General features: G+C 52.3%; 12 protein-coding genes. 3 read left to right on the plus strand and 9 right to left on the minus strand.

Translation table 11 applies throughout. The features are described 5' to 3' along the window. Positions 1-17 precede the first annotated feature (17 nt). The 3 genes from atpF to JIN87_RS21680 form a co-directional block, all read right to left on the minus strand. Positions 18-557 (minus strand): F0F1 ATP synthase subunit B, encoded by a 540-nt coding sequence (gene atpF / locus JIN87_RS21670; RefSeq protein WP_200357720.1) that lies wholly within the window; start codon positions 555-557, stop codon positions 18-20. Between the two features lie 83 nt (positions 558-640). Further along, a complete protein-coding gene (locus tag JIN87_RS21675) occupies positions 641-844 on the minus strand; it encodes an ATP synthase F0 subunit C (RefSeq protein WP_200357721.1) in 204 nt (67 codons plus the stop codon). An 83-nt stretch (positions 845-927) separates the two neighbouring features. Next, the gene (locus JIN87_RS21680; RefSeq protein WP_200357722.1) at positions 928-1,770 is read right to left on the minus strand and encodes a F0F1 ATP synthase subunit A; all 843 of its coding nucleotides are present in this window, start codon (positions 1,768-1,770) and stop codon (positions 928-930) included. Between the two features lie 172 nt (positions 1,771-1,942). Between JIN87_RS21680 and JIN87_RS21685 the strand changes: the two genes are divergently transcribed. Next, positions 1,943-2,140 carry a hypothetical protein gene (locus JIN87_RS21685; protein WP_200357723.1) on the plus strand — a complete coding sequence of 66 codons (198 nt, stop codon included), beginning with the start codon at positions 1,943-1,945 and terminating at the stop codon, positions 2,138-2,140. Positions 2,141-2,201: 61 nt separating this feature from the next. Here JIN87_RS21685 and trmB read toward each other — a convergent pair whose 3' ends face one another. From trmB to recA, 6 genes are all read right to left on the minus strand, one after another. Continuing rightward, complete coding sequence (gene trmB, locus JIN87_RS21690; RefSeq protein ID WP_200357724.1) at positions 2,202-2,792, minus strand: tRNA (guanosine(46)-N7)-methyltransferase TrmB; 591 nt, start codon at positions 2,790-2,792, stop codon at positions 2,202-2,204. Positions 2,793-2,850: 58 nt separating this feature from the next. Next, a complete protein-coding gene (locus JIN87_RS21695) occupies positions 2,851-4,179 on the minus strand; it encodes a sensor histidine kinase (protein WP_200357725.1) in 1,329 nt (442 codons plus the stop codon). Positions 4,180-4,185: 6 nt separating this feature from the next. Continuing rightward, the gene (locus JIN87_RS21700; RefSeq protein ID WP_200357726.1) at positions 4,186-4,875 is read right to left on the minus strand and encodes a response regulator; all 690 of its coding nucleotides are present in this window, start codon (positions 4,873-4,875) and stop codon (positions 4,186-4,188) included. A 181-nt stretch (positions 4,876-5,056) separates the two neighbouring features. Beyond that, a complete protein-coding gene (mnmG, locus tag JIN87_RS21705; protein ID WP_200357727.1) occupies positions 5,057-6,907 on the minus strand; it encodes a tRNA uridine-5-carboxymethylaminomethyl(34) synthesis enzyme MnmG in 1,851 nt (616 codons plus the stop codon). 63 nt (positions 6,908-6,970) lie between these two features. Then, positions 6,971-8,329 carry a tRNA uridine-5-carboxymethylaminomethyl(34) synthesis GTPase MnmE gene (mnmE, locus tag JIN87_RS21710; RefSeq protein WP_200357728.1) on the minus strand — a complete coding sequence of 453 codons (1,359 nt, stop codon included), beginning with the start codon at positions 8,327-8,329 and terminating at the stop codon, positions 6,971-6,973. Between the two features lie 196 nt (positions 8,330-8,525). After that, positions 8,526-9,587, minus strand: a complete 1,062-nt coding sequence (recA, locus tag JIN87_RS21715) for a recombinase RecA (protein ID WP_200357729.1) — start codon at positions 9,585-9,587, stop codon at positions 8,526-8,528. A gap of 334 nt (positions 9,588-9,921) precedes the next feature. Between recA and JIN87_RS21720 the strand changes: the two genes are divergently transcribed. Together JIN87_RS21720 and gltB are read left to right on the plus strand one after the other, a co-directional pair. Then, positions 9,922-10,263 (plus strand): glutaredoxin family protein, encoded by a 342-nt coding sequence (locus JIN87_RS21720; RefSeq protein ID WP_200357730.1) that lies wholly within the window; start codon positions 9,922-9,924, stop codon positions 10,261-10,263. 126 nt (positions 10,264-10,389) lie between these two features. Next, positions 10,390-14,922 (plus strand): glutamate synthase large subunit, encoded by a 4,533-nt coding sequence (gltB, locus tag JIN87_RS21725; RefSeq protein ID WP_200357731.1) that lies wholly within the window; start codon positions 10,390-10,392, stop codon positions 14,920-14,922. Positions 14,923-14,944: the final 22 nt, after the last annotated feature.

Here is a 14,944-nt window from a genome sequence, read left to right on the forward strand (position 1 = left end):
TAAGGACAGCTCTTAGCTTAAACAAGTGTTGAGCTCGCGCTCTCGGAGTAGCGGGCCTTCTCTTCAGCGGTAAGTTCCTTGGAGAGAACCTTTGCAGAAGTGGAAACCACGAGGCGTGCGATTTCGCTGCGAGCTTCGGCGAGCATTTGCTTGCGATCGTTTTCGATCTGGAGCTCAGCCTTCTTAGTGATGTCTTCAGCCGCCTTGATCGCGTCTTGAGCTGACTTGTCGATACGAGCTTCAGCGGTTTGGCGAGCTTCAGTAACGATAGCCTTTGCTTCAGCAGATGCTTCTTGAAGGATCTTCTTCTTTTCAGCTTCGGCTTCGGCGAGCTTGATTTTCATCTCCTCGGCGTACTTGAGGCCGGAGTCGATCTTCTCTTCACGCTCTTCCATAGTCTTGAAGACTGGCTTGAACGCGAACTTCCAGAGAACAGCTGCCAAGATGGTGAAGCTGATCAGCTGCATTACGATGTGGCTGGTGTGGATGCCGAATGTTTCAGCGATACCAGCAGACCCTGGGTCACTTGCGGCTACAACTTGGATTAGATCGATCATTTCGAATTGCGGATGATGAAAGTCAGAGAAAGTGGAAAAGGACGCGCCGCCGATTTCGACGACGCGTCGCAAAAGCGATTAACTTACGCGAGGAAGAGTGCGAGAACGCCGAGACCTTCCGCAAGTGCCATACCGAGGATGGACTGAACGAGGATCTTACCAGAAGCGCCTGGATTACGGCCAACTGCTTCAGCAGCCTTGAAGCCTGTGAGACCCACGCCGATAGCGGCGCCGAGTACACCCAAACCTGATGCGATGTTACCTGTGATTTCTGCGATGATGTTCATCTTGAGTAGTGGTTATTTTGTTACGATGGATGATGCCGCCCACGTTTTAGTACATGGTCCCGGCAGCAAAGTGTTGTTCAATCTTAGTGATGCTCGTCGTCGCCGTGGTTACAGATCAGGCCGATGTAGACACTGAAGAGGAGGATGAAGACGAGTGGCTGGACGAAGCCAACCATGAGCTCTAGGAAATAGAAGATCGGGAAGAAGTTCGTTTGGTGCAGAAGATTCTCACCACCGAAGATGTTACCGAACAGACGGACTGAAAGAGTGAACGGGCGGATGCAGATCGAGATAACTTCGATCACACCAACCATGAGGAACACCGGCCAAAGCGCCATCCACATGCCAGCTCCAACTTCCTTCTTGTCAGCCTTGTTTCCAAAAAGGTCTTTGATGAGGACAGCCGGACCGTCGTACTTGAGAACAATCACGAGCCAAGATGCCATAGCCACGAGGGCGAGTGCGATGGTGCCATTCCAGTCAGCATTGGCTGGGCGGATCCAAGGTTGAGTCACGTGGAAGTGACCATCTTCACCAGTGTAGCCCATTCCGAGACTACCCACACCTGGAATCAAACCGCTCCAGTTTTGGATCAAAATATAGAAGAAGAAAGCGAGGATGAATGGGAGTGCCGCATTGAATGCTTTCTTACCAACGATCGGTCCGGTCATGTCGCGAACGAATACGAGGAAGCCCTCGATGATCGCTTGGCCCTTGGACGGAACCAGTTGAGGACGACCAACCATCATGCGAATGCCGACGATGAGTAGGATCGAAATGACCCAGCTCGTTACCATCGAATTGGTAACTGGTAGACCGAATACAGAGAAGAGCTCATCTGCTGCAGGACTGACTGCGGCTGAAGCGTTAGCTACTGGAAGCAGCAAAGCTGCAGATGAGAGGAGAAGTGTCTTTTTGCCCGCCATAGGTGAAAGAAGGAGGATTAGTTGTACTCTCCTAGGGAGGCCGTCAACTCTCGAAGTTCCTTTTTGTCCCCATTAGGGCAAATTGTAGTTAATCAATTCATGGTTAGTAAGAATTCTAATACCATTCGTAAGGTCTTGGCTTCCCCTCCCCGATCTGGTTTTTAGATCCCCAATGGCAAAGGATAACCTGACCAACGCCCTTACCGGACTGAATCAGGTGGAGAAAAAACGGTCTCCACAGAAGCATCAAAAGAAACGTCGAGCGAAACGCGGACGGCCTAAGGCTTTCGATCCGTTTTACATGTTTTGCAGTATCTTGGTTCTGCTCGCCATAGGACTTCAGTTTGTCGCGATCGCCCTCTACTCCTGAGCCAAACTCTCAAGGAGCCATATATATAGTGTAGCAGGAACAATTGTTAAGAGTGTGACAGCTACTTCTTAACAACAATGAGCGATTGGTAGCTGTCCGCTCGGTTTTGAAAGACGGTCTGCTGCTCAAAGGGCCAAGAAATCTCCCGATCTCTCACCCAAATATCCTGTTCCTCGATGACTTCCTCCGCCCACTCAAAATAGGGGTCATGATCCGTCCGAAAATGGCAGCGAACTCCTGATTCGCAACGCTTTGCAAGTTCCACGAGAAACGCTTTGCTGAAAAGGCGATTCTTCCAATGGCGTTTCTTGGGCCAAGGGTCGGGAAACAGGATGAACACTTCATCCAAACGGACATGCTCGGGCATCAGATCCAGCACCTCGAACGCCTCACCTCTCAGAAAACGAGCATCCCCCTGCTCTGCTCGTCTCGCCTTTTTCTCGGCCCGCTCCACGCGATCGCCGATTAAGTCGACACCTAGACACTTCTTTTCCGGATGGTTCTCCGCGAAAGCCACGAGCCAATGCCCATGCCCACAACCAATTTCCAAACTCAGGTTGGTCGGCTCTGGAAACATAGCAGTAAGCTCACCTTTGAGCTTTTCCCTTCGCTGCTTCACCCAATCTAGATGCTGTTCGTAACCGGAATTCATAGCAGCCGGTATAAGCGAAGTTTCGCGGTCTTTTTCAACCCGCAATTCTCATGTCGGCCTAGGCCGTGTCTTTAATTGAGCTCACAATTTTCGAGGAACCAGCAACTCGTTGCGGTGAATCGAGAATCGGCAAAGCGAAAACAACCCTCAAACCGCCCTCTTTCGCGTTTTCCGCCCAGATATTTCCTGTGTGCCACTCGATTATGTGCTTCACGATGCTTAACCCCAAACCGGTTCCTCCCGTTTCGCGGGATCGCCCTTTGTCCACACGGTAGAACCTTTGGAAGATCTTACCCAAATCCTCTTCCGGAACACCTGGCCCCTGATCTTGCACCCACATCAAAAGCTCACGCCCCCTCACACGGGCACCAATTGTGACCTGCCCCCCATCCGGAGAATACTTCGAAGCGTTTTCCACAAGATTATCGAAAACCTGCCGAAGCTTCAAAACGTCGTATCGAACACGGACACTTAAGTCCTCAGGAAAACCGGTCTCCACGCTGAGCCCAGATTTCCGCGGATTCGACCCATAGTCGACGGCGATCTCACGAATCCAAGAGAGGATATCAGACTCGGACCATTCGAAGTTTGGTGAATCGCTCTCCAAGCGAGAAAGGCTTAACAAGTCGTTGATCAACAACGCTAAGCGCTCGGAATGACGATAGATAATCTGAATAAAGCGGTTCCGATCCTCGCTCGGCATCGTATCGTGATCCGTCACCAAAGTTTCCGAGTAGCCTTTAATCACAGCCACCGGCGTTTTCAGCTCGTGCGACGCATTTGCGACGAAGTGTTTTCGAGCTCGTTCGAGCAATTTCTGCCGAGTCGTGTCGTGGAGTACGAAAAGGAACCATGGACCGTTTCCTTCGAGCGCCTCCGAGAGGCGGGCCGCCGTAACATCTAACCAGATTTCGTTCTGCCCATTTTTGAAAGCGATCTCCCTTTTCTTCGCCCCCTTCCCCTTTTTCGCATCCCAAACGAAATCGAGAAACTCCGAGTTTCCCATTCCGCTCTCAATACGTTGTCCAACTTTGTTAGACATGGAGGGGAAGATCTTCTTCAGAGCATCATTTACCAAAAGGATGTAGTTATCTCGATCCACGATCACTACTCCCTCCTGCAAGCTACCTAAAGTAGTCTCGATCTGATTCAACTGACCACTGCTCTGCCGATTCAGGCTGTTTACGTCAGCAATCAATCGGTTGAGCTCTTGCAGCAAACTCTCCCAGTTTTCACTTACTCCGCGAAACTCACGGGAATGCGTGAGAATCGAGGTTCGGCTAGCGAGCGACTCAGCCAGAAGACGAATCGCAATCTTCTGACGGAAGTACTTGACTGCAAAGAAGATAGCGAAGCAAAAAGCTACGCCTGCTATAAAAATGGTCATTGGAGACTATCTGCTTTCAACCAAGCGATAGCCAACCCCACGCACGGTCTCAAGCCAAGAGGCTTCATTGCCAAGCTTTTCACGCAGACGGCGCATGTGCGTGTCTACGGTGCGGGTTTCAATGTCATTCTCGTAGTTCCACACTTTCTGGAGAAGCTTCTCACGCGTCTGAACCTTGCCGCGTTCCTCTAGAAGTAGCTTCAACAAACGAAACTCGGTAGCAGTAAGCTCCACCACAGAGGACTCAACCTCGACTCTATGGTGCTCAATATCCATCCGGATCCCGTTCACTTCGAGAATTCTCGCCTCCTCGGCCTCTCCCCTACGCTTTAGAATAGCAGAGACACGCAGCATGAGCTCTTTTGGACTGAATGGCTTGCACACATAATCGTCAGCTCCGCTTTCGAAACCATCGATACGATCACCCTCCTCCGTCTTCGCACTCAAAAAGATGATCGGAATATCCTTCAGAGAAGAATCAGCCCGCATCAAACGGCAAACCTGCAGACCGCTAAAGTCCGGCATCATAATATCGAGTACCACGAGTTCTGGTCTGAACTGACGAGCGGTCTCAAGTGCGAGGCGAGAATCGTTAAGCGACTTCACTTCGAAGCCGCGTTGGCGCAAGTGGTAGCTTAACAACTCGGTTACATCAACCTCGTCATCCACCACTAAAATTCTCTTGGAGTCATCCATAGCTACCATAGGCGTAATAGTTACGCTTCGAATTGTTACGAGACAAAGTAACAGCGCAACCGCCCTAGGGTTACAATTTAGTGACGCATACAGGTGAACTCACCCAAAGAAGTGAACAACCTGCAAGAATAACGAGGCAGTGCCTACCCCCCCCTTTTTTTAATCCTTGCATATCAACATCTTAACTACGCATAGCAATCATAAGTATGCTGATATCAGAGGGATTTACTCCACTTATTCGGCTCGCTTGAGCCAAAGTAGCCGGTCGAGTTTCGCTGAGCTTAGCGACTGACTCGTTTCGTAAGCCTTTGATTTTTGAATAGTCAAAATCAGCTGGGATCTTGATCTTTTCAACGTCCTTCAACTTCTCAATCTGCCTCGTTTCTCGTTCCAAATAACCGGCGTAGCGAACCCGATAAACGACCTGATCTAACGCTTCAGGAGAGAGGCAATCGAGCTCCTTCGGGAGTTCGCCCTTCCCTACCCCACGGCGGATGTGAGTCGCCCAAGTCGCGTGATCACGGCGTTTCTCCTCAAGCCAAGCGATCCACTTCTCGATGTCCTTCTGCTTTTGTTTCATACGGTTTAATCGAGCGTCCGAAACCAAACCATGCTTTTCAGCGTGCTCGAGCATTCGAGTCTCCGCACTTCCATGGTTAAACAACAAGCGATACTCCGCACGGCTAGTGAACATTCGATACGGCTCTTTCGTCCCCTTGGTAACCAGGTCATCAATCAAGACCCCAATGTAGCCGTGGTGACGCTTCAGAACCATCGGTTCCTCTCCCCTCACCTTCAAAACCGCATTCACGCCCGCAACGAGACCCTGGCACGCCGCTTCCTCGTAGCCTGAGGTTCCGTTGATCTGACCCGCAAAAAACAGATTCTCCACCTTTTTGGACTCCAAATGCGGATAAAGCTGTGTTGGCGGAGCAAAATCATACTCAACCGCGTAGGCTGGCCGCAAAAGATGCACATTTTGCAGCCCCTCAATCGATCGAAGCATTTCCAACTGAGTTTGAAACGGCAGACTGGTCGACAAGCCGTTCACATAGTACTCGTCGGTATTTCGCCCTTCTGGCTCCAAAAATAGCATGTGACGGTGCTTGTCCGCGAAACGTACGAACTTATCCTCGATACTCGGACAGTACCGCGGACCCGTGCCTTCGATCTCGCCCCCGTACATCGCCGACAGGTGCAGATTGTCGTTCACGATTTTCTGAGTATCGGGCGATGTGTAAGTCACCCAGCACGAGACTTGATCAGTTCCCGGTTTCCATCCGGCCAATTGTTCTCCGCGATGTTCCACGTGGAACAAGTCGTGTTCTCCACGCGTGTCGTAGTATCCGAAGAGCGTCGGATTCTCGTCGCCCTTCTGTTCGTCGAGGCCGGAAAAGTCGATGGTTCTGCCGAGGAGTCTTGGCGGAGTGCCCGTTTTGAGCCGTTCGAGCTCGATTCCGGCCTCCAAAAAGCTCGATGAGAGCGTTTTAGCCGAATAATCGCCCATACGGCCGCCTTCGGTCTTATTTTTGCCGACGTGCATCAAACCGCGGAGAAAGGTCCCGGTGGTCACGATTAGAGTCTTGCCGTAGAAGTCTACGTCGAGATTCGTGTGGCAACCGACGACCTTACCGTTCTTGAAAATAAGGCCGGTGACAGTAGCCTGAAAAATTGAGAGATTCTCCTGAAGCTCGAGCACATGCTTCATACGGAGAGCGTAGACTTTCTTGTCGCACTGAGCTCGTGGTGATTGAACGGCCGGACCTTTGGAGGCGTTTAGCAATCGGAACTGAATTCCGGAGACATCCGCATTCACAGCCATCTCGCCACCGAGAGCATCGATTTCGCGGACAATGTGTCCTTTGGCAACACCACCAATCGCAGGATTGCAGCTCATGGCCGCGATCGTGTCGATATTGCCGCTCAAAACCAAAGTTCGGGCACCCATACGGGCAGAGGCGAGGGCGGCCTCGCATCCGGCGTGGCCCGCTCCGCAAACAATAACATCGTACTCGTCCAGAAAACCGCTCATGGACGGGGACGATAGGAGAGGGTGATCCAAGCTCAAGAAGGATCGTAAGCCCCTGAGAAGAGCCTATTTACCGATACAAAAGCTGGAAAACAGGATATCCAGCATATCTTCGTTATCGATCCGCCCTAAAATTCGCCCTATCGCCTCAACAGCACCTCGTAACTCGCTCGCAACAAACTCAGCGGGTTCATCCGCCTCGAAATTCCGGATCGCCGCTTCCAAACAGTCAGCTAACTCCTGGAGGGCCGCACTGTGGCGGGCATTTACTAGAATAAGGTCGTCTTGGTCCTGAGCGAGGTGAGCATCAATCATTTTGACCGCCGAAGACTTCAGATCTTCCAGACCATCACCGGAAACTGCGGAGAGAGAAACAAGCTCAAGACCAGTCAACTGGTCCGAAAGGGGCAGCGGGTCGCCCAAATCTGATTTGTTTCGCACCACAATACAGTTCTCCGAGCTGATTCGCTCTGCAACTTCGGGTGGCAGAGTAGGAGAGGGAAGAGTACCGTCTAAAACCAACAAAAACAGATCCGCTTCTTCCGACAGCTCCACAGTTTTGCGGATTCCTTCTCTCTCGATGCCGCTTGTAGCCTCTCGAAGTCCCGCCGTATCCATTAACTGGAGACAGTGACCATCCAACATTACACGCTCGCGGATAAAGTCGCGGGTCGTACCTGGTTCGTCGCTAACGATGGCACGTTCGAAACCAAGGAGGCAATTGAGCAAGGAACTCTTTCCGGCATTCGGTTCCCCAAGGATCAAAGTTTTCACGCCATCCCTCAAAAAGGCCGCATACTTGCCGCTGTCGATAATGCGTCCGCAAAAAGCGAGAACAGAACGGATTGCGGCCAGCTCCGCCGCCTTTTGTTCAGGTGGCAAATCCTCGTCTGGAAAGTCGATGTACGCCTCTACGGTCGCAACCGTTGTGAGCAGACGCATCTTCAGTTGATCGAGTTGACGCCCGAAATTTCCACGTAACTGGTTGTTAGCCACACGGATAGCTCGATCACTACGAGCCTGAATCAACTCCATAACCGCTTCTGCCTGAGTGAGATCCATACGTCCGTTGAGGAACGCACGACGTGTAAACTCTCCAGGATCCGACTGGCGACAACCGCGAGCAAGCAGGTCTTCGAGGATACGTGTCGCGATCAACGGATTCCCATGGCAGCTGATCTCCAGCACATCTTCACCTGTGTAGGACTTCGGACCGCGGAAAAGAATGTAGACCACATCGTCCAAAACTTCACCCGACACAGAAGTATAAGAACCATGGCAAGCACGACGCGGGGCAGGGGACTTCGTTAGCGAAAACGCTTCGAGTGCAATCTTCTCACTCAATTCTCCGCTAACGCGCACTACTGCTATCGCCGACTCGCCCGAAGGCGTGCCCAACGCACATATCGTATCAATATTTTCCATACAGGCAAAAAATCAAAAACAGGGTAGGGTCGCACGATTTGTGAACCACGCCCTTCCCGATACCCATCCAACAAAAAAGCCGCTTTGACAAGCGGCTTTGCAAAAGAGGGTAGGGACCGACCGCCGGGCGGACCGTTTCTGTTCGATCCTGCAAATCGGCTCGCCCGGCGGTCGAGCCCTACCTTTGCAATTGAACTTACTTCGCTTCCGCAGCTTCGAGCTGCTTCTTCTCGAGAAGATCCGGATTCACAGCTTCGAGAATCTTTGTGGAAAGCTCTTCGAACACATCCTTGTTCTCGGCGAGATGGGCTTTCGCGGCCTCACGACCTTGGCCGATCATCTCTCCATTGTAGGAAATCCAAGCCCCCTTCTTCTCGAGCACCTTGTGTTCGATACCGAGATCCACAATCGAACCAGTACGGGAAATACCTTCGTTATACATGATGTCGAACTCGGCTTCAGTGAATGGAGCAGCCACCTTGTTCTTCACGAACTTGATGCGAGTACGGTTACCAACCACGCTGCCAGTGTTGTCCTTGATCTGTCCGATACGACGAATGTCCATACGAACCGAAGCGAAGAACTTGAGGGCACGGCCACCTGGAGTTGTCTCTGGGCTACCGAACATTACGCCGATCTTTTCACGGATCTGGTTGGTGAACAAGCAGATGCACTTCGTCTTGTTAACGATACCAGTCAAACGACGCATCGCCTGGCTCATCAAACGAGCTTGGGAACCTACTGTCGCATCGCCCATCTGACCATCGAGTTCGTTCTTGGAAACAAGAGCCGCAACCGAGTCGATCACGATTACGTCGATCGCATTCGAACGGATCAATGTTTCAGCAATATTGAGAGCGTCTTCACCAGAGTCCGGCTGAGAAACGAGCAAGTCATCAACGTTAACGCCGAGCTTGCGAGCGTAGCGTGGGTCGAGAGCGTGCTCCACGTCGATGAACGCAGCCAAGCCTCCTTTGCGTTGCGCCTCAGCGATCAGGCTCAAACACATGGTTGTCTTACCAGAAGATTCCGGACCGTAGATTTCGCAGATACGGCCACGCGGCAAACCGCCAACACCGAGGGCGAGGTCGATGGAGATCGAACCCGTCGAGATAACATCCACATCAAGCTTCGAGCCACTTCCCAAACGCATGATCGATCCCTCGCCAAATTGCTTGGTGATCGCAGAGATCGCTAGTTCGACGTTCTTTTCGCGATCGTCAGATGAGGGAAGAGGGTTGGTTTTGCCTTTAGCCATGTGTTGTTTCGAAAGATTAGGGTTATCAGTTGTTAGTTGGCCCAAATCTGCGTTCGCCAAACTTGGCTGGCAAGATTCGAGTGAGCTAATGAGTACGTATATAACACAGAGGATCAGACATTTTCTGTCGTACCCTAGAAAATAGAGAGCAATTCTTCGCCTGTGCCGTAAAACCAATTTGTGAAACGTTCAGGCTACGACGAGTAGAGTCCGACTTCACTGCACTCAAAAGAGCTTGCAGAAAATTCGGGCACCGCTTGAAAGTCGGTAATCTACGCCTACATTCGCACTCCGCGGCGCGGATATTGCACAACACCTTACACCAAACGAACCTATGAAGATCAAAGCTTACCTGAAACCAACTTGCGGCTGGAGCATGGGCGTGCGCGCCATCATGGACAAACACCAGCTCGAGTACGAAGACATCGACATCATCAACAACCCAGCCAACTACGCTGAGATGGTCGAAAAGTCAGGCCAACCGCTTTCTCCATGCGTCGAGATCGACGGCGTAATGCTGGCGGACGTTTCCGGCGAAGAAGTCGAGCAGTACATGCTCGCAAATGACCTCGTGAAAGCAAACGACTCGGAAGCCGCTGCGCCAACGGATCGAGGATGCACGGACGAAGAGCACGAAAAGATGCGCAACCAGTCCAACCCGATCCGCTTCTTCTAGCAGGCCGACGAGCAAAAACACTTTTTAGAAAACGAAGGCCGGACACAAACATCCGGCCTTTTTTTGCCTCCCAACTCTGAGGGTGAAATCCAACCAGCCCTCAAAACCCGACAGACCTTTTCCAACATGAACGAGATCCAAGCCTCACCGCTCCTTTACCGGAAAGATTTCGAACACGACGCGTGCGGCGTCGGCGTCATCGCCAACATCAACGGCGAACGCTCCCACGAACTGCTTCAAAAGTCGCTGCAAGCGCTAAAAAATCTCGCCCACCGCGGAGCTGTTGACGCGGACGCGATCACAGGCGATGGGGCAGGGGTTCTCACCCAAATTCCCTACCAGCTCTTTCGCGAATTCCTCGAGGATCAAGGCAAGCAGCTCTTCAACGACGAAGATCTCGGGGTAGGGGTCATCTTTCTCCCTCGAAACGACGACTATGCCCAAGCCCACGGCCGCAAGATTGTTGAAGAAGCCGTCGAAGCGGAAGGTCTCAGCCTCATCGCGTGGCGTTACATCCCAGTCGACCCCAATTGTCTCGGGCGCAAGGCTGACAAAACGCAGCCGCACATGGTCCAGGCACTGATCGCCAAAACCGAAGGTCTGACTGAAGTAGAATACGAACGCCGACTTTTCCTTGCTCGCAAAAACGCAGAGCGCGCAGCTCTCGAAGCGGAACTGCACGATTTCTACATCTGCAGCTTCTCGTGCCGCACTATTATATACAAGGGCATGCTCAATTCTCCGCAGGTCCGCAAATACTTCCCCGACCTACGCGATCCGGCCTACACGACGAACTTCGTCATCTTCCACCAGCGTTACTCGACCAACACTTTCCCTCAGTGGCATCTCGCCCAGCCATTCCGCATGATGGCCCACAACGGCGAGATCAATACCATCCGCGGCAACCGCAATCTCATGCGGGCCCGCGAAAACTCGAATGTGCACGGAATCTGGGGAGATCGTTTCTCTGATCTCCGTCCCATGCTCCAGCCGGACATGTCTGACTCCGCCAGTTTCGACAACGCGCTCGAGCTTTTGACCCTTGGTGGACGCAGCGCCCTCGAAGCCGTCACCATGATGATGCCGCCCGCGTGGGAAAACAATTCCCTGCTGAGCGATAGCATGCGTGGCTTCCACGAATATCACGCTTGCATGCTCGAACCGTGGGATGGACCAGCCGCCATTGCATTCACCGACGGACGTTACGTCGCCGCATCCTTGGATCGAAACGGACTCCGCCCAGCTCGCTACAAGATCTACGAAGACGGCACCTTCATGCTCGCCTCTGAGCTCGGCCTCATAGACGAGACCGACATGAAGACCGTTCGCTCCGGCCGACTCGGTCCAGGCAAGATGCTCGCCGTCGACATGGAGGAGAAAAAGTTTCTCGATGACCACGAAATTAAGGAAGCGATCGGCAGCGATCCACGCTTCAGCAGTTGGTGCTCCGAACATCTCGTAGACATCCAAAAATTCGCCGGCGACTCCACGACTCCGATCTCTAATCCAGAAGACGAGGAAATCCACCGCCAACTCGCCTTTGGGTATGAAAAGGATGAATACGAAATCGTATTCAAACCCATGGCTGAGTCCGGCCAAGAAGCAATCGGCTCGATGGGCGACGACACTCCGCTCGCCTTCCTTTCTCGAAAGTCGCGTCTCCTCTACACTTACTTCAAGCAACTGTTCGCTCAGGTAACTAACCCACCGATTGACGCCATCCGTGAACGTTCGGTCATGTCGCTCAATACCTTCCTCGGTGGACGCCTCGGGCTTTTCGAAGAGCTTCCTCAGTCCGCTGGGTTCATCGAAGCGACCTCACCGGTACTCTTCAACAACGAGCTCGCAGCACTTTACGATGTAAAGTTCCTCAAGGATCGCGTCACTCGACTCGATGTTACCTACGATGTATCAGACGGTGCAGCTGGTCTAGAGACAGCGATCAAAGCTCTCGTCGCCAAGGCTCAGGAAGCCGTCGAAAAGAACTCGACTAAAGTAATCATTCTCTCCGATCGCAACGTATCCAAAGAACGGATTGGCATTCCGATGTTACTCGCTACAGGTGCTGTTCATCAACACCTAGTAAAATTTGGATACAGAATGAAGTGCGACATCGTCGCAGAAACAGGGGAGGGGCGCGACGTTCACCAAATCGCTTGCTTGCTTGGCTTCGGAGCGAACGCTGTCAATCCGTACATCGGTTTGGCGATTGTAACCAACTTCTCAAAAAACGGTGACGTTGAAAATGTTGACGAACTAACCGCTGCCCAAAACTACCGACAGGCTATCGACAAAGGCTTGCTGAAGATTATGGGCAAGATGGGGATCAGCACTCTTTTCTCTTACTGCCGTGCTCAGATCTTTGAAGCGATCGGGATTTCCCAAGATGTCATCGACGAATGCTTCGTCGGGACTCCAAGTCCAATCGGCGGAATCGGTTACGATCTTATCGGACAAGAAACACTCGCCCGTCACCAACGTGCCTACGACGAAGACATTGTCGCGGAACTCGAAAGCGCCGGCTTCTATAAGGCGATGCGCAAAGGAGGGGAGTTCCATGCCTGGAGCCCTAACGTGGTCAGCAACATGCACCGCTACCTCAAGACAGGTAAAAAAGACGATTACGACAAATACCGTTCCGAATCCGACGAACATCAACCTTACGCGATCAAGGACCTTCTTCGTATCAAGTATCCAGAATCCGGAGTCGATATTAGTCAGGTCGAAGAGGCCGAAGACATCCGTCGACGTTTCTGCACCGCAGCCATGTCACTTGGAGCACTCTCTCCTGAGTGTCATGAGACTTTGGCAATCGCCATGAACCGTATCGGCGGCAAGTCGAACTCCGGCGAGGGTGGTGAAGAACCGCGTCGCTACTCACTCCTGGAAAGTGGTGACAATGCTTCGTCAGCCATCAAGCAAGTTGCCTCTGGTCGCTTCGGAGTGACCGCGGAATACTTGGCCTCAGCAAAGGAGATCGAGATCAAAGTCGCCCAAGGAGCAAAACCAGGCGAGGGCGGGCAGCTACCAGGTCACAAGGTTTCACCACTTATCGCGAAACTCCGCTTCAGCGTTCCCGGCGTTACCCTCATCTCACCACCACCGCACCACGATATCTACTCAATCGAAGACTTGGCTCAGCTCATCTTCGACCTGAAGGAAGTAAACTCTCGTGCTAAGGTCTGCGTAAAACTCGTTTCCAGTTCTGGAGTCGGTACCGTAGCCGCGGGTGTCGCAAAAGCCTATGCCGACGTGATTCTGGTATCTGGCCACGATGGGGGCACTGCAGCTTCACCACTTTCTTCAGTAAAGCACGCAGGTTCCTCGTGGGAAATCGGATTGGCTGAAACTCATCAAGTTTTGATGATGAACGGCCTCCGTAATCGCGTGACCCTTCGCACCGACGGAGGCATGAAGACAGGTCGCGACATCATAATCGCTGCAATTCTCGGAGCTGAAGAATTCAACTTCGGAACGGCAGCCATGATCGCTGCGAGTTGCGCTATGTTCCGTGTTTGTCATTTGAATACATGCCCAGTTGGAGTCGCAACCCAACGCGAAGACCTACGCGCCAAATACAAAGGGACTCCCGAAAACGTCATCAACTACTTCAATGCTGTCGCGGAAGACGTTCGCTACTACATGGCGAAACTTGGCGTCCGGAAATTGGATCAGCTCGTAGGTCGCACCGAATTCCTCGAACAGATCGATGATCCCGACAATCCGAAAACCGGAACCGTCAACCTAAGCGGACTTCTGCACAACCCAGATCCTAGCGGCGAAGCTCCTCGTATCCACACGCGTCCGCGTAACGAGCGCCTTGGATTCGAAGGTAGTCTCGATGCAACGATTCTTCAGGAGTCTCACGACGTTATCGTTAACCGAGCCGCCTCCTTCAAAGGCAAGTACCGCGTCGCAAACACAGACCGCTGTATCGGTACCCACCTATCTGGTGAAGTCGCATACGTTCGCGGCAACAATCATCTCCCACCAGGATCTATTGATCTCACTTTCAAAGGAACAGCAGGGCAGAGCTTCTGCACGCTTCTTACAGATGGGATCAAGGTCACACTTCTTGGGGAAGCCAACGACTACGTCGGCAAGATGATGAGTGGCGGCGAAATCATTATCCGTCCAGAAGATGAAATAGAATACACCTGGAACGAAAACACGATTCTCGGCAACACCTGCCTCTACGGCGCTACCGGAGGAAACCTCTTCGCCGCCGGTCTAGCAGGGGAACGTTTCGGAGTGCGTAATTCCGGAGCGGTCGCGGTCGTGGAAGGAGTAGGGGACCATGGTTGCGAATACATGACCGGTGGAGTTGTGGTCTGTCTCGGAAAAACGGGTACAAACTTCGGAGCCGGCATGAGCGGCGGTCTCGCCTTCGTCTACGACACCGACAACAGTTTCGAACCCCTCCATAATCCAGCCATGGTAGGGATCGAACGACTCGGCGATGGCGGTGAAATCGACGTCCTCAAAAAACTCGTCGAAGCTCACTACGAGTCTACGCTCAGCCCACACGCGAAGGCATTGCTTGATGATTGGCAAACAACCACCAGCAAGTTCTGGAAAGTAGTTCCCCATCCATCAACTCCCGAAACACCCAAGAACGTTTTGAAGTTAGATGAATTGAAAGTTCCAGCGTTGGCGTAGAATCCGTAGCGCGGTGCTTCAG

Origin of the sequence: Pelagicoccus mobilis (assembly GCF_016595505.1) — a bacterium.
GTDB lineage: Bacteria > Verrucomicrobiota > Verrucomicrobiia > Opitutales > Opitutaceae > Pelagicoccus > Pelagicoccus mobilis.